At 66.7% G+C, this 15,219-nt stretch carries 11 protein-coding genes; 5 read left to right on the top strand and 6 right to left on the bottom strand.

Annotation, left to right across the window (positions count from 1 at the left end; translation table 11 throughout):
- Window positions 1-54 precede the first annotated feature (54 nt).
- On the bottom strand, window positions 55-2,580 hold the full coding sequence (locus tag WI560_RS29775) for a glycogen/starch/alpha-glucan phosphorylase (RefSeq protein ID WP_375306018.1): 2,526 nt from the start codon (window positions 2,578-2,580) through the stop codon (window positions 55-57).
- Between the two features lie 187 nt (window positions 2,581-2,767).
- On the opposite strand from WI560_RS29775, the gene WI560_RS29770 reads away from it, so the two are divergent.
- The gene (locus WI560_RS29770; RefSeq protein ID WP_375306017.1) at window positions 2,768-3,001 is read left to right on the top strand and encodes a hypothetical protein; all 234 of its coding nucleotides are present in this window, start codon (window positions 2,768-2,770) and stop codon (window positions 2,999-3,001) included.
- Window positions 3,002-3,021: 20 nt separating this feature from the next.
- Here the strand turns inward: WI560_RS29770 and WI560_RS29765 are convergent, their stop codons facing one another.
- A complete protein-coding gene (locus tag WI560_RS29765; protein WP_257178691.1) occupies window positions 3,022-3,885 on the bottom strand; it encodes a LysR family transcriptional regulator in 864 nt (287 codons plus the stop codon).
- Window positions 3,886-3,997: 112 nt separating this feature from the next.
- Here WI560_RS29765 and WI560_RS29760 point away from each other — a divergent pair, with 112 nt between their 5' ends.
- On the top strand, window positions 3,998-4,909 hold the full coding sequence (locus tag WI560_RS29760) for a DMT family transporter (RefSeq protein ID WP_375306016.1): 912 nt from the start codon (window positions 3,998-4,000) through the stop codon (window positions 4,907-4,909).
- Window positions 4,910-5,027: 118 nt separating this feature from the next.
- Here the strand turns inward: WI560_RS29760 and WI560_RS29755 are convergent, their stop codons facing one another.
- The 4 genes from WI560_RS29755 to WI560_RS29740 all read right to left on the bottom strand — a co-directional run bounded on the left by WI560_RS29755 (window position 5,028) and on the right by WI560_RS29740 (window position 11,367).
- Window positions 5,028-5,798: a TIGR02186 family protein gene (locus tag WI560_RS29755; RefSeq protein ID WP_375306015.1), complete on the bottom strand. Its 771-nt coding sequence runs from the start codon at window positions 5,796-5,798 to the stop codon at window positions 5,028-5,030.
- Window positions 5,795-6,712, bottom strand: a complete 918-nt coding sequence (locus WI560_RS29750) for a sulfite exporter TauE/SafE family protein (RefSeq protein ID WP_375306014.1) — start codon at window positions 6,710-6,712, stop codon at window positions 5,795-5,797. The genes WI560_RS29755 and WI560_RS29750 overlap by 4 nt, the downstream gene beginning before the upstream one ends.
- A 277-nt stretch (window positions 6,713-6,989) precedes the next feature.
- Entirely contained in the window at window positions 6,990-10,424 is a 3,435-nt protein-coding gene (locus tag WI560_RS29745; protein WP_375306013.1) for a hypothetical protein, read from the bottom strand.
- 352 nt (window positions 10,425-10,776) lie between these two features.
- Entirely contained in the window at window positions 10,777-11,367 is a 591-nt protein-coding gene (locus WI560_RS29740; RefSeq protein WP_375306012.1) for a PadR family transcriptional regulator, read from the bottom strand.
- A 199-nt stretch (window positions 11,368-11,566) separates the two neighbouring features.
- On the opposite strand from WI560_RS29740, the gene WI560_RS29735 reads away from it, so the two are divergent.
- The 3 genes from WI560_RS29735 (at window position 11,567) to WI560_RS29725 (ending at window position 15,104) form a co-directional block, all read left to right on the top strand.
- Window positions 11,567-11,950 (top strand): nuclear transport factor 2 family protein, encoded by a 384-nt coding sequence (locus tag WI560_RS29735; RefSeq protein ID WP_375306011.1) that lies wholly within the window; start codon window positions 11,567-11,569, stop codon window positions 11,948-11,950.
- 99 nt (window positions 11,951-12,049) lie between these two features.
- Window positions 12,050-13,840 (top strand): acyl-CoA dehydrogenase C-terminal domain-containing protein, encoded by a 1,791-nt coding sequence (locus WI560_RS29730; RefSeq protein ID WP_028134030.1) that lies wholly within the window; start codon window positions 12,050-12,052, stop codon window positions 13,838-13,840.
- A gap of 55 nt (window positions 13,841-13,895) precedes the next feature.
- A complete protein-coding gene (locus WI560_RS29725; protein ID WP_375306010.1) occupies window positions 13,896-15,104 on the top strand; it encodes an acetyl-CoA C-acetyltransferase in 1,209 nt (402 codons plus the stop codon).
- Window positions 15,105-15,219 lie beyond the last annotated feature (115 nt).

Here is a 15,219-nt window from a genome sequence, read left to right as displayed (position 1 = left end):
CCTTGCGAGATGCAAATAACCTCGCAGGTAATTCCGCTTCCATCTCGCGGAAAATCAACCCGCGACGTTCCGCAGATCCGGCAGCAGCGGCGTGGTCGGGTTCACCGGCACGTTCCAGATCTCCTCGGCGTATTCGCGGATGGTGCGGTCCGACGAGAACCACGCCATGCGCGCGACGTTGAGGATCGAGGCGCGCGTCCAGGCCGGCGAGACCTGCCAGCGCGCGTCGACCGCGCGCTGCGCCTCGTAATAGGAATCGAAATCGGCGCTGACCATGTAATGGTCGAGATAGCGCAGCGCGTGCGCGATGGATTCGAAGCGGCCGGGATCGCCGGGCGAGAACTCGCCGCCGCCGATCGCATTGATGGCGCGCTGCAGCTTCGGCGAATTGCGGATCACGTCGGAGGCGTCGAGCCCCTGCTTGCGGCGGATCATCACGTCGCCGGCCTCCATGCCGAAGATCGCGATGTTCTCGGCGCCGACATGGTCGCGGATCTCGATATTGGCGCCGTCGAGCGTGCCGATGGTGATGGCGCCGTTGAGTGCCAGCTTCATGTTGCCGGTGCCTGAGGCTTCCATGCCGGCGGTCGAGATCTGCTCGGAGAGGTCGGCCGCGGGAATGATCACTTCGGCCAGGCTGACATTGTAGTCGGGCAGGAACACGACCTTGAGCTTGCCGGCGATCGCGGGGTCGTTGTTGACGACCTCGGCGACGTCGTTGATCAGCTTGATGATCAGCTTGGCGTAGCGGTAGCTCGCCGCCGCCTTGCCCGCGAAGATCTTCACCCGCGGCACCCAATTGCCGTTGGGATCGTCCTTGATCGCCTGGTACAGCGCGACCGTCTCGATGACGTTGAGGAGCTGGCGCTTGTACTCGTGGATGCGCTTGATCTGCACGTCGAACAAGGCGGTCGGATCGACCTTGATGCCGAGCCGCTCGCCGATCAGGCGCGCCAGCGCGGTCTTGTTGTGAAGCTTGACGCTGCGGAACCTCTTCTGGAATTCGACGTCGCTGGCGCGGGCCTCGATCAGCGAAAGCTGGGTGGGATCGTCGAGCACGGCCTCGCCGCAGGCCTCGCGCAACAGGTCGGTCAGCTTCGGGTTGGCCAGCATCAGCCAGCGGCGGAAGGTGATGCCGTTGGTCTTGTTGGTGATGCGGCCGGGATAGAGATGGTTGAGGTCGTGGAACACGGTCTCGCGCATCAGGTCCGAATGCATCGCCGAGACGCCGTTGATGCGGTGCGAGCCGACGAAGGCGAGCTGGCCCATGCGCACGCGGCGCCCGCTCTTCTCGTCGATCAGCGAGACCGAGGCGCGGAAGTCGATGTCGCCGGGGCAGCGCGCCTCGGCGAGCGCCAGGTGCTGCACGTTGATGCGGTAGATGATCTCGAGGTGTCGCGGCAGCAGCCGCTCGAACAGCTCGACCGGCCAGGTCTCCAGCGCCTCCGGCAGCAGCGTGTGGTTGGTGTAGGACAGCGTGGCGACGGTGATCTTCCAGGCCTCGTCCCAGCGGAAATTGTGCAGGTCGACCAGGATCCGCATCAGCTCGGTGACGGCAAGGCTCGGATGGGTGTCGTTGAGCTGCACCGCGACCTTGGACGACAGGCTGCGCAGCTGCCCGTCGGAGGCGAGATGCCGCTTCACCAGGTCCTGCAGCGAGGCCGACACGAAGAAATATTCCTGGCGCAGCCGCAGCTCGCGGCCCGCCGGGCTCTCGTCGTTCGGATAGAGGAATTTGCAGATCGCCTCCGCGCGCGACTGCTCGGCGCTGGCGCTGACATAGTCGCCCTTGTTGAAGGCATCCAGCTTGAGCGGATCGGGCGAGCGCGCCGACCACAGCCGCAGCGCGTTGACGTGCTGGCCGCGCCAGCCGACGATCGGCGTGTCATAGGCGATCGCCTGCACCGTCTCGGCGGGATGCCAGATCGCGCGGTCGCGGCCCTTGTCGTCGACATGCTCGACGCCGCCGCCGAAATTGATGTCGTAGATCACCTCGGGCCGCTGCAATTCCCAGGGGTTGCCGAAGCTCAGCCATTCGTCCGGATATTCCTGCTGCCAGCCCTGATTGATGATCTGGCGGAACAGGCCGTAATCGTAGCGGATGCCGTAGCCGATCGCGGGAATCGACAGCGTCGCCATGCTCTCCATGAAGCAGGCGGCGAGGCGGCCCAGGCCGCCATTGCCGAGCGCGGCGTCCGGCTCGCATTTGCGCAGCTCCGGCAGCGAGACGCCGAGATCGCCGAGCGCGACCTCGAAGATCTTCAAAAGGCCCATGTTGTTGAGCGCGTCGCTGAACAGGCGGCCGATCAGGAATTCGAGCGAGAGATAATAGACGCGCTTGCGGCCGGCGTCGTAGCTGTGCTTCTCCGCGGTGAGCCAGCGATGCACGATGCGATCGCGCAGCGCGAGCGCTGCGGCCTGATACCAGTCGTGCTTGGTTGCCATGCCGGCATCCTTGCCGATGGCAAGCCGCAGCTTCGCCAGGATTGCGCCCTTGATCTCGGCCAGCGCGAGTTCGTCGATGGGCTGCCCCGGGGCCGGAAAACTGGGTTGGAACGATGAATCCTGCAAAGCCGTCATTTCCTAGGTCGAACTCTTACCAATCTACGCGTCGTGCCCTTGCACCGGAACAGTGGCCGTGCATTGCGCTGGCGCTAATTTATGCAAGGAACGGGCCGAATTGGGAACCCGGGTGAGCACGGAGAAACCTACGATTCGGTGCTAGATTACGAAACAATTCAGCCATCAGTGTGGAGAGGAGACGATCATGAGACTGATGATTGACATCGCCGCTGCAGCCCTGCTCGTCGTCTGCATCGGCGCCTCCAGCGCGGCGTTTGCCGCCGGCAAATCCGGCCGCAGCGCCGATGGTCTCAGCTGCGGCTTCATGGCCACACAGAAGGCGTCGCCCGCGGCTCGCTGCGCTGCGATCAAGCGCCAATGCGGCGGCAAATTCTACGCGAATGCGTGCGGGGACAAGCTGCTGTCGGCGGCGAATTGAGCGCCTGACCTCAAGCGGGCTCAAGCCGCCTTTGCCTGCACCGCATCGCAAAATTCGGCGAGACGATCCGCAAGCCGCAGCGTGGCCGGGCTCGCATCCGGCGCAGCCATCAATGCGACCTCGGTCTTGTTGATCGGTGCAAAACCTTCCTTCGCCGTCAGCACGCGGTGATCGGACTGGATCGACATCTCCGACAGGATGCTCAGCCCCATGCCGGCGGCGACCGCGGCCTGGATGCCGGCGAGGCTCGACGAGGTATAGGCGGTGTGCCAGGCCCGGCCGGCGCTTTCCAGCGCATGGATCGCACCGGCGCGGTAGATGCAGCCGAGCGGAAAGCCGATCAACGGCACCGAGGGAACGTCGACGTCGACGGGATGGCTCTTGCTGGTGACCCAGTGCACCCGCTCCGGCCACACCGCGATCGCGCCGTTCGCGCCGGCCTCGCGCTTGTAGAGCGCAAGGTCGAGCTCGCCGCGCTCGAGATCGCGCGCCAGGTGCTTGCTCTGGTCGGCCCGCACGTCGAGCCGCAAGCCGGGATGCGAGCGCGCGAACGCGCCCAACAGCTTGGTCAGCCGGTACGCCGCGAAATCCTCGGGGATGCCGAGCCGGACCGCGCCTTCGCCACCCGGGCGGCGCAGCACGTCGCGCGCCTCCTCGGCCAGCGAGAGCAGACGGCGCGCATAGGAGAGCAGCCGCTCGCCGGCCTCGGTCGGCCGCACGCTCTTGCCGTCGCGATGCAGCAGCACCTGGCCGATGTCGTCCTCCAGCCGTTTGATCTGCTGGCTGACGGTCGATTGTGTTCGGTGGACGCGCTCGCCGGCGCGGGTGAAGCCGCCGGCCTCGACCACCGAGACGAAGCTGCGCAGCAGCTCGAGATCCAGCATTACCGCTTCCATTCGAAAATCGACTGATCTGAAGTTAATCATTTAATTTCCAAATGACAAGCGGCGTCCCTAGATCGAGGGCCGGAACAAGAACATCCCGAGAATGCCCCTCATGTCGCTCGCCCCCTCGATTTCGGTCCCAGGCACCCGCTTCAACACGTTGCCGCTCGCCATCGGCCTGTTCTGCCTGCTCTGGAGCTACGCCTTCGTCGCCGGCAAGATCGGCGTCACCCATTGCCCGCCGCTGATCCTGCTCGCCGCTCGCTTCTCGCTCGCCGGCATCTTGATCCTCGGCGCAACGCTGATCCGCGGCGAGGCCTGGTCACTCTCCTGGCGCGATGCCGCGATCTTCGCCGTGCTCGGCATCGCCAACAACGCGCTTTATCTCGGTCTCGGCTACACCGGCCTGCAATCGGTCTCCGCCGGCCTCGGCGGCCTGATCGTCTCGGCCAATCCGGTATTCACCGCTGGCCTCGCCGCGCTGCTGCTCGGTGAAGGCATGACCTGGCGCAAGGCAAGCGGCCTCGTGCTCGGCGTCGTCGGCGTGACGGCGATCGTCTGGCACCGCCTGTCGGTCGGCACCGACAGCCTGCACGGCATCGTCTTCACGCTGGCCTCGCTCGCCTCGATCGTCGCCGGCACCATCCTGTTCAAGCTGCTGGCGCCGAAGGGGTCGTTGTGGATCGGCAACGGCGTGCAGAACCTCGTCGCCGGCATCGTGCTGACGCCGGTCGCGCTCACCTTCGCCGACATCCACGCCATCGATGTCACGCCGAGCCTGATCGGCGCCTTTGCCTTCCTCGTGCTCGGCGGCTCGATCCTGGCCTACTGGCTCTGGTTTCATCTGCTGAAAGTGTGCGGCGCCACCGCCGCCAGCGCCTATCATTTCCTGATGCCGCCGCTCGGCATGCTGTTCGCGTATCTCGTCCTCGGCGAGCACGTCGAGGCGCGCGATCTGCTCGGCATCGTCCCGGTCGCGCTCGGCATCTATCTGGTGACGCGGCCGGCGAAGGTGGTGGCGTGAGCTCAGTCTTCGTCATGGCCGGGCTTGACCCGGCCATCCACGTCTTCGTTGCCGCGCGCAAGAACGTGGATGCCCGGGACAAGCCCGGGCATGACGGCGACGAGGCAGTATGCGCCCCTCAATCCTTCCGGAACACGATCGACGCCATCCATCCCGTCATCAGCGCCATCGCCACGGTGGCGAGACCGTACAGCAACCCGTTGTGCCTTGCGGTGGTGGCGACGAACTGCTCGAAGCCGACCTTGACGATCTCGAACGCGGTCTCGGTCTTGGCGATGAACGCGCCGTTCGCGAACAGCTTGATCTCCACCTCATAGGTGCCGATCGGCACCTCCGCCGGCAGTGGAATGCCGGTGCGGAACAGGGTCGGCGTCAGGAACGTGACGGCGCTTCCGTCTTCGCGATAGAGCCCGCGCTGGGTACGCAGGCGGATGAAGGCCGAGCGGAACGCGTCGTTCGGCACCACGTCGGCAAAGTCGCCGCTGACGCGCTGCGTCAGCAGCACGTTGTTCAGCCCGATCTGCTGCCGCCGTGCGATCTCGGGCGAGGTGATGCCGTCGAAGGGACGGTTGGCGAACAGCGCCAGATAGCTCGGCACCTGCAGGAACTGACGGTAGTCGGTGTTGATCCAGATTCCGAAGGTGCGTTCTTTCCGCCGCGTCACCATGTCGGCGCGCGGGCCCATCACGGTGACGACGAGATCGTAGGCGGTGCGGTCGGCAGGCGTGGTGGCATCCTTCTCCACCGAGCCGAACAGCACCAGCTCCTCGCCGGAATAGTTCGGCGTCACCGTGACGCGGTGATTGGAGACCGACACGATCAGCCGCTCGGCGCGTGCGGCGCCGCCGAGCAACAGGACGAGCACGAATGCGAGGAGTGCGCGCATCATCCGCTCACTCCCAGCTCGCGGATGGTGAAGAGGTCCGAGGGCTGGATCACCAGCTCGATCGCGAAGCGGATTCCGACCGAGAGGATCAGCAGGCCGAGCAGCAGGCGCAGCTGCTCGCCGCGGATCTTCTGCCCGGCGCGGGCCCCGAACTGCGCACCGGTGACGCCCCCGATCATGAGGATCAGCGCCAGCACGGCGTCGACCAGGTGATTGGTCGCCGCGTGCAGCATGGTCGCGAACAGCATGGTGACCAGCGTCAGCACCATCGAGGTCCCGATCACCGTCGAGGTCGGCACCCGCAAGAGATAGATCATGATCGGCACCAGGATGAAGCCGCCGCCGATGCCCATGATGGCGCCGATGAAGCCGATCACGATGCCGACCACCACCACCGGGATGATCGAGAGATAGATCTTCGAGCGCTTGAACCGCATCTTCAGCGGCAGGCCGTGGATCCAATTGTGCGTGCGGCGTGGCGGCAGCGCGCCGCGCCGGGTCCGCATCAGCGCGCGCAGGCCTTCCGAGAACATCAGGCTGCCGACGGTGGTGAGCAGCACGACGTAAGAGAGTGCGATCATCAGATCGAGCTGGCCGAGCGCACGCAGCTGGGTGAAGGTCCACACGCCGAGCGCCGTGCCGGTCACGCCGCCGCAGAGCAGGACGCTTGCCAGCGCCGGATCGATCGCGCGCCGCCGCCAATAGGACAGCGCGCCGGAAAACGAGGACGCCGCGATGTGGCTGGTGACCGAGGCTACTGCGACCGCGGGCGTGATGCCGATGAAGATCAGCAGCGGGGTCATCAGGAAGCCGCCGCCGATCCCGAACATGCCCGAGACGAAGCCGACCGCGGCCCCCATCGCCAGCACCAGCAAGACGTTGACGGGAAGGTCGGCGATCGGGAGATAAAGCTGCATCGAAGGACCACGCTCCGGCGAGACGGACGATTGCGCAAATGCCCGCCGGACGGTCGGAACGATTGCCGCGCCCCTCAATAGCGGAATTCGGCGCGGGGAGGGACCCTAGAATTCGGGCGTGGTGAATGGGGGCGATGGCGGCATCGACGCTTTTGCTCCTCACCCTGAGGAGCCTGCGTAGCAGGCGTCTCGAAGGGCGAGGCCCGGACCGAGAGGCGGGGCCTGCATGGTTCGAGACGCGCGCAAGGGCGCGCTCCTCACCATGAGGGGAGAGATTTTAATGCGCCGCGGATGCCGAACGCTTCGCCGCGACCGGCTTTGGCGCCGGCTTGGCGCTCGCCTGCGGCGCGCTGTCCCAGCCGCCGTTCGGGGCCGGGACATTGACGGCATCGTCCGGCTGCGGCTCGGCGCTGAAAGTCTGGATCGCGAGCTTGGCGGCGGCGAGCGATTGCGGATCGAGCCGCTTGGCGACGTCGTCGCGCTTGCCGGCGGCGTCGGCATCGCCCTGCGCGGCCGCAAGGCTGAACCATTTGTAGGACTCGGCGAGGTTCTGCTCGACGCCGATGCCGCGGGCGTAGAGGATGCCGAGGTTGAACTGGCTATCGGCGACGCCACGATCGGCCGCTTTCCGGAACCACTGCGCCGCGCTCTTGTAATTGGCGCCGCGTCCGCCGCCATCGGCATCGAGCACCGCGAGATTGTGCATTGCCTTGGCGTTGCCGCGCTCGGCGGCCTGGGTGTAGTAGCGGCGGGCGATGTCGGCGTCCTTCTTCACGCCCAGGCCCTTCTCGTAGAGCGTGCCGAGGCGGAAGGTCGCGGGCACGACGCCGGCCTGTGCGGCGCGGTCGTACCATTTGGCGGCTTCGTCGTAGTTGGTCGCAACGCCCTTGCCCTCGGCAAAGCGCAAGCCGATCTCGTAGGCCGCGGTCGGATCGCCCTTCATCGCGGCGCTGCGCAAGGCGGGGCCGCCGATGCCGTCGGGCAGCTTCTCGCTCGGCGGCACCTGGATGACGCCGAGCTTGGCGCGGCTCGTGCCCGACAGCGCGCCGGTGATGTCGCTGTTGGCGGCCGGCGGCACCGCTGCGGCGGGCGCCGCCGGAATTTCGACCGAGGCCGAGTTGCCGGGATTGGTAGCGGGCGCCGGCGCGGAATTGTTCTGGGATTGCCGGCCGATCGGCGTCGGCGAGGTCATCGAGGGCGTGACCTGCTCGGGCGTCGCGGGCTTGTTCTCGATCGCCGGCGGTGGCGACGGGGCCTGCGGCGCGGGCTGGCTGGAGGTGTTGTCCATCGCCTGCGGCGCCGGCGTCGGGCTGCCCTCGAGCAGGTTCATCGCCATCTTGAAGGTGCCGAGCACGATCACGACCACGCTCGCGCCGACCAGCAGCGAGCGGATCTTCGAGCTGATGGTCGAACCGCCGTCCTTGCCCTTGTCCTTGCCGCGATCGGCGCCGGCTTTGGCACCGCGCGCCGGCTTTTCCGGCTGCGCGGCGGCGGCCTGGGCCGCGCGGCGGGCGGCCGCGATGAAGCTCGACGACGAGACCGGCTCTTTCGCCGCAGCAGGAATGCCGCTGATCGCGCTCTCGGAGGCGGCGATGCGCTCCGACGGCGTGGCGGCGCGTCCACCCGGCCGTGTCCCCGGCTCGAGCGGATGATCCGGCGGCAATTCCGGTGCGAGCGCCGCGCGGGCGGGCGCCGTGTGCGGCTCCAGGATCTCGCTGATCGCACGCGGCGGAACCGGAGGCACCGGCGGCGGCGCGGCGGGGGCAGCGGCATGGAATTCACGCGGCGCGGCGGCGAAGGCGGCCTGCGCGCTCTGCGCCGCGGCGGGATTCGGCAGCTCGGGCTTGGGATCGTATTTCGGCTGCTGTGCTTGCGGCCGCGGCTCGCGCGCGACAGGCGGGGGCTCCATGGCAGCAGGCATGGGAGCAGCCATGTGAGCAGCCATGGGAGCGGCCATCGGCTGCGGCGCGGCGGCCGGCGGCGCCGTACGCACTGCGCGCAGGTCGCCCTCGATCATGGACAGGCGATCGACGACATGGCCGAGCGCGCTGTGGACGGCGTCGAGCGAGTCCTGGGTGCTCCGGTTGGTCTCGGCCTGGCTGAAGCGGATGTCGGACAGCTCGCGCTTGACCAGATCGACCATTCCGGAATCGACGGGCGCCGAATTGCGGCTCTCGGCCAGCGCGGAATAAGTCGCCTGCTGCCGCTCCAGGTGCCGGAGGATGTCGTGCAGCCCGTCCTCGACGCGGCTCAGATTGCCGTTGCGCGGGTCGGAGGCGGCTTCGATCCGTTCCAGCAGGTACGAGACGCGCTGCTCGAGATGCGCGAAGGTCGAGGCGGAATCGTTGCCGACCTGCATGCGGTCGAAACGGTCCGACAGCGCCCGGATCGCGGCTTCCAGATGCTCGGTGCTTTCGGACGGCTGCGGCCGCTCGCGGGTTTCCAGCGCCGCGGTGAGCGCGGCGATGCGCTGCTCCAGCACCGCGAAGCTGTCGCCCTGGCCGGAGGCGCGGGTGACCTGGTCGACCTTGGACGACAGCAGCTGCACGTCTTCGGACAGGCGGGCCAGCGCTTCGTTGGAGGCGACGTTGGAGACGATGCCGCGCAGCGCCGCGATCGCGCTCTCGAGCTGGTGCACCGTCGAGGGATCGTCATTGGCGCGCAGGATCAGATCGAGCTTGGCGCCGAGATTGCGGATCGCCTCGTCATAGCCGGTGAGCTGCTCGGCCGGCGTCAGCGTGCGCAGCACCTGCTTGATGTCGGACAGCGCATGCTCGATGCCCGACAGCACCTGGCCGTCGGTGCCGTTGGACCGCGTCTCGTCGATGCGCCGATGCAGCGAGCGGATCTCGTTCTCGATTGATTCGATCGCGCGCCGCGGCATCGCCTCGGTGATGGCGGTACGGATCTCGGCGAGCTCGCTGCGGAAGGCGTTGATCGCCTGCTCGGTATTGTCGGGGCGCTGCAGCGCTTCGATCTGGCTCGTGATCTTGAGCAGATGGCGCTCGAGCGAGGAGAAGTCCGGCCCCGGCGCTGGTGGCGGCGGCGCATAGGCAGGCGCGGGCGGCGCCATCGGGGGCGCATAAGGAGCAGCCGAAGGCGCAATCGACGGCGCGGCGCGCGGCGGCATCTGCCGCGGCGCAAAACCGTCGAGCTCGCTCTGGCGCGCGGTGATCTCGGCGACGGCGACGTCGAACGAGGCGGGGCTCAAGGGTGGGGCGTTGCGATAGACCTGCGCTGCCGCGCGCTCGACCGCATCGGCCTGGCGCTGGCGCGTCTCGACGGGCGAGGGCGCAGGTGCCGGACGCGGCGCCTGAGGCTGCTGCGGGCGGGAGATCTGCGACAGCCGCGCATCGAGCCGCGAGATCGCGTCGTTGAGCTGGCGTGCGACGCCCTGCTCGCGCGTGACGTCCGGTCGTGAGGAATCCTGGCGCGGTGCCGGCTTTGAAATCCGTTCGATCTGCTGGGTGATCGCGTCGAGCCGCTGGTGGATGTCGGCGACTTCGCGGCTCTCCTGGCTCGGAACGTGGGAGGCTTGTGGGGCTTGCGGACGCTGGTCGTGAGGGCCGCGAAAGTTCGGCGGCGCGGTGTCGCCGAGCGTGGAGTTCAGCCAATCGTTCAGCGACATGCCCGCGCGACGCGCAGCAGCTTCGGCCCGCTCCCTGACGGATGGATCGATGCCGTCCACACTCCACGATACGCGCGAATTCATGACTCTGTCCGGTTCCGACTCCGGCGCCCCACCCGGCGCCTCCAGCCTCCCCACGCGTGCCGGTTGCAAAGACAATCGAATTTGGCGCGGGTCGTCTGCCTCGAAAACCGACTTTTGTCCGTTACGGTAAATAACGAGTTAAGGAACGTGGCGCGGGTGTCTTAAAGTTGGGCGGGGGAACCTTCCACCGGTGTCATGCCCCGCGAAGGCGGGGCATCCAGTACTCCGAGACAGCGCGGCTAGAAGCGAGCCGCCGCGGCGTACTGGATCGTCCGCCCCAGTGCGCAATCGCGCACAAGGCGGACGATGACAGCGGAGCAAGACGCTCTGCCGGAGCGTAGCGCCGGGAGCCCTACGCCTTCCCCTCGCGCTTGCCCTCGTCCAGCGGCACCACCGTGGCCTTGCCGCTCATCGCCGACAGCGCATCGAGCGCCTCCTCGCAGAAATCCGCCACCATCTGCTCGTGCCGGGCGCCGAGGCGGAGCAGCAGCAGATTGCCGAGGTCGAGCCGGCCCTCGGCCGTGCCGTCGGGAAAGCGCTTCTTCAGGATGCGCTCGTAATTGGCGTGGCGGTCGCGGTGGTGCTCCAGGCGCGCCATCAGGTCGGTGCGCAGCGGCTCGATGTCGATGCTGTCGAGGGCGTGGAGGCGGACCAGGAGGTCGTCCTTGGTCGAGGCCGGCGTGCTTGGCCGCGCGGCCCAGTGCCGCAGCGCTGTTCGCCCCTCCGGAGTGAGCGTATAAACCAGCTTGTTGGGCTTGCCCGATTGCACGACCTCGCGGCCCTGGATGTGGCCGCGGTCGCGCAGCTTGGAGAGCTCGCGGTAGATCTGCTGGTGGTCGGCCTTCCAGAAGAAGCCGATCGAGGAATCGAACGTCTTGGCGAGCTCGTAGCCTGTCATCGGGCGTTCCGTCAGGCATGCGAGGATCGCGTCGCCCAGCGCCATGGCCGGCCTCCTTGTTTCAACCTCGACCATCATGCTTGACTTTATGCGCATTGGCGCATATGCGTCAATGTGCATATCGGGACATATCGGGCCGGGCGCAAGATCCGATCCGAAAAACCCAGCGAAATCAATCGCTCCGCTACTGTGCATGGGGTTGTTTTCGCACTTTTTGTCCAGGCCTTTAGGGAGGCAGCTGCGAATGACCGGCCTCGATTCCTGGTACGCCTACATGAAGTCCCATGACCGCGCCGCGCTCTGGGACCTCCTGCATCCCGATGCCGTGTTCGAAAGCCCGGTCGTGCACTCGCCGCAGCGCGGCCGCGACATCACCTTCAAATACCTCTCCAGTGCGGAGAAGGTGCTTGGTGGGCCCGGCTTCACCTATGTCGGTGAATGGCGCAACGACCATGGCGCCGTGCTCGAATTCAGGAATGTCATCGACGGCATCGAGATCAACGGCGTCGACATCATCACTTTCGACAGCGACGGACGCATCACCCATTTCAAGGTGATGGTGCGTCCGCTCAAGGCGATCAACATGCTGCACCGCCTGATGGCGGAGCAGCTGGCCGCCAAATCATGACCCTGCCCTGAGGTTGCGGAACCCGCTAAGCTCGCGGGCCAGGCTGCCTCGCAGGAATCACTGACATCACCGCTTCAAGGCCATTGCCGGGAGAACCCCATGCCGATCTACAAAGCCCCTGTCGAAGACGTGAACTTCCTGCTCAACGACGTCTTCCAGATCGACCGCTACGACAATCTCGCCGGCTTCTCCGACGCCTCGAGCGATGTGCGCGAAGCCATCCTCGGCGAAGCCGCCAAGCTCGCCGAAGAGGTATTGCAGCCGCTGAATCGCGTCGGCGATCTCGAAGGCTGCAAGCGTGCCGATGACGGCAGCGTCACCACGCCGAAGGGCTTCAAGGAGGCGTACAAGCAGGTCGCCGAGGGCGGCTGGCTCGGCCTGTCGGCGCCGACCGAATATGGCGGGCAGGGCCTGCCGGTGACGCTCTCGCAGGCGGTCAACGAATTCCAGATCTCCGCCAACATGGCGTTCTCGATGTATGGCGGCCTCACCATGGGCGCGACCGCGGCACTGATCGTTCACGGCTCGCCCGAGCAGAAGCAGACCTACGTTCCGAAGATGGTGGCGGGCGAATGGACCGGCACCATGAACCTGACCGAGCCACATTGCGGCACCGATCTCGGCATGCTCCGCACCAAGGCGGTGCGCCAGGCCGACGGCAGCTTCAAGATCACGGGCACCAAGATCTTCATCTCCGCCGGCGAGCACGATCTCGCCGAGAACATCATTCACCTCGTGCTCGCCCGCATCGAGGGCGCGCCCGCCGGCATCAAGGGCGTCTCGCTGTTCGTGGTGCCGAAATTCCTGGTCAACGCCGACGGCTCGGTGGGCGCGCGCAACGGCGTCGTCTGCGGCTCGCTCGAGCACAAGATGGGCATCCACGGCAATTCCACCTGCGTGATGAACTACGACAACGCCACCGGCTGGCTGATCGGCGAAGAGAACAAGGGCATGCAGGGCATGTTCGTGATGATGAACGAGGCTCGCCTTGGCGTCGCCGTGCAGGGCCTCGCGCAGTCCGAGGTGGCCTATCAGAACGCGGTCGCCTATGCCCGCGAGCGCATCCAGGGCCGTTCGCTCACCGGCGCCAAGGCGCCGGACAAGCCGGCCGACCCGATCATCGTGCATCCCGACGTGCGGCGCACGCTGCTCTCGATCCGCGCCTTCAACGAGGCCGCGCGCGCCTTCGTGATGTGGACCGCGCTGAAGAGCGACGTCGCCCACCGCTCCGAAGACCCCAAGGACCGCCAGGCCGCGGACGATCACATGGGCCTGATGACGCCGGTGCTGAAGGGCTTCCTCACCGATTACGGCTTCGCCAACGCGGTGCAGGCGCAGCAGATGTATGGCGGCCACGGCTACATTGCCGAGCAGGGCATGGAGCAGTTCGTGCGCGATGCCCGCATCGCCATGATCTATGAGGGCGCCAACGGCATCCAGGCGCTCGACCTCGTCGGCCGCAAGCTGCCGCGCGACGGCGGCCGCGCCATCATGGCGTTCTTCGGCGAGGTCATGGCCTTCGCCAAGGAGAACGGCGGCGACGAAGCGCTGAAGCCCTTCATCACCCCGCTCTCGACCTCGCTCGGCCATCTGCAGCAGGCCACGACCTGGCTGATGCAGAACGCGATGGCGAAACCGGACAATGCGGGAGCTGCCGCAACCGATTATTTGCATCTCTTCGGCTTCGTCGCGCTCGGCTACATGTGGGCGAAGATGGCCAAGGTGACGAACGCCAAGATTGCCGAGAGCGGGGCGACGCCCTATCTCTCGACCAAGCTGGTCACCGGCCGTTTCTTCATGGAGCGGATGCTGCCGGAGACCGCGGCCAATCTCGCGCGCATCCAGGCCGGCTGCGCCACCATCATGGAATTGCCGGCGGAAGCGTTCTGAGCCTGCTTCCGCGGCTTGCTCCCAATCGCATCAAACAACACACCAGGAGGGCGTCATGCCTGAGGCATTCATCTACGACCACGTTCGCACCCCGCGCGGCCGCGGCAAGGCGGACGGTTCGCTGCACGAGGTCACCGCGCTCGCGCTCGCGACCGTGCCGCTGAAGGCGCTGAAGGACCGCAACAATCTGCCCGAGGATTCCGTTGACGACGTCATCCTCGGCGTGGTCGATCCGGTCGGCGAGGCCGGATCCGACATCGCGCGTTTCGCCGCGCTGAAGGCCGGTCTCGGCGAAGCCGTGCCCGGCGTGCAGATCAGCCGTTTCTGCGCCTCCGGCCTCGATGCGGTGAACTTCGCCGCCGCGCAGGTGATGAGCGGCCAGCACGAGCTGGTGATCGGCGGCGGCGCCGAATCCATGAGCCGCGTCGGCATCGGCGCCTCCGGCGGCGCCTGGCCGATGGACCCCTCGATGGCGGTGCCGGCCTATTTCATGCCGCAGGGCGTCTCGGCCGATCTGATCGCCACCAAATACGGCTTCTCGCGCGACGACGTCGACGCCTACGCGGTGCAGAGCCAGCAGCGTGCGGCCAAGGCCTGGGACGAGGGCCGCTTCAATAAGTCCGTGGTGCCGGTGAAGGACATCAACGGCCTCACCATCCTCGCCAAGGACGAGCACATGCGTCCTTCGACGACGATGCAGTCGCTGGCGCAGCTGCAGCCCTCGTTCACGATGATGGCGCAGATGGGTGGCTTCGACGGCGTTGCAATTCAGTCCCATCCCGAGATCGAGCGCGTCAATTACGTGCACCATGCCGGCAATTCCTCCGGCATCGTCGACGGCGCCGGTGCCGTGCTGCTCGGCAGCAAGGAGGCTGGCAGCAAGTACGGGCTGAAGCCGCGTGCGAAGATTCGCGCCTTCGCCAATATCGGCTCGGAGCCGGCCATGATGCTGACCGGTCCGGTCGATGTTACCGAGAAGCTGTTCGCGCGGTCCGGCATGAAGAAGTCGGACATCGACCTGTTCGAGCTGAACGAGGCCTTTGCCTCCGTCGTGCTGCGCTACATCCAGGCCTTCGACATCGACAGCGCCAAGATCAACGTCAATGGCGGTGCCATCGCGCTCGGCCATCCGTTAGGCGCGACCGGCGCGATGATCCTCGGCACCGTGCTCGACGAGCTCGAGCGCACCAACAAGTCCACCGCCCTGGTGACGCTGTGCATCGGCGGCGGCATGGGCACCGCGACCATCATCGAGCGGGTGTGATGAGCTGCCGTAGGTGGGCAAAGCGAAGCGTGCCCACCGCTGCTGCTTTCGCGAATGATGGTGGGCACGGCGCAAGAGCGCCTTTGCCCACCCTACGAGATCAAGGTCAACCGCC

Origin of the sequence: Bradyrhizobium sp. A11, assembly GCF_042077125.1 — a bacterium.
GTDB lineage: Bacteria > Pseudomonadota > Alphaproteobacteria > Rhizobiales > Xanthobacteraceae > Bradyrhizobium > Bradyrhizobium japonicum_B.
This window is presented reverse-complemented; position numbering and strand designations above follow the sequence as displayed.

Coding starts and splice junctions, on each gene's coding strand:
- WI560_RS29745 (WP_375306013.1), bottom strand. CDS start 10,424: ATGAATTCGCGCGTATCGTGGAGTGTGGACGGCATCGATCCATCCGTC.
- WI560_RS29740 (WP_375306012.1), bottom strand. CDS start 11,367: ATGGCGCTGGGCGACGCGATCCTCGCATGCCTGACGGAACGCCCGATG.
- WI560_RS29755 (WP_375306015.1), bottom strand. CDS start 5,798: ATGATGCGCGCACTCCTCGCATTCGTGCTCGTCCTGTTGCTCGGCGGC.
- WI560_RS29775 (WP_375306018.1), bottom strand. CDS start 2,580: ATGACGGCTTTGCAGGATTCATCGTTCCAACCCAGTTTTCCGGCCCCG.
- WI560_RS29770 (WP_375306017.1), top strand. CDS start 2,768: ATGAGACTGATGATTGACATCGCCGCTGCAGCCCTGCTCGTCGTCTGC.
- WI560_RS29765 (WP_257178691.1), bottom strand. CDS start 3,885: ATGCTGGATCTCGAGCTGCTGCGCAGCTTCGTCTCGGTGGTCGAGGCC.
- WI560_RS29735 (WP_375306011.1), top strand. CDS start 11,567: ATGACCGGCCTCGATTCCTGGTACGCCTACATGAAGTCCCATGACCGC.
- WI560_RS29760 (WP_375306016.1), top strand. CDS start 3,998: ATGTCGCTCGCCCCCTCGATTTCGGTCCCAGGCACCCGCTTCAACACG.
- WI560_RS29725 (WP_375306010.1), top strand. CDS start 13,896: ATGCCTGAGGCATTCATCTACGACCACGTTCGCACCCCGCGCGGCCGC.
- WI560_RS29730 (WP_028134030.1), top strand. CDS start 12,050: ATGCCGATCTACAAAGCCCCTGTCGAAGACGTGAACTTCCTGCTCAAC.
- WI560_RS29750 (WP_375306014.1), bottom strand. CDS start 6,712: ATGCAGCTTTATCTCCCGATCGCCGACCTTCCCGTCAACGTCTTGCTG.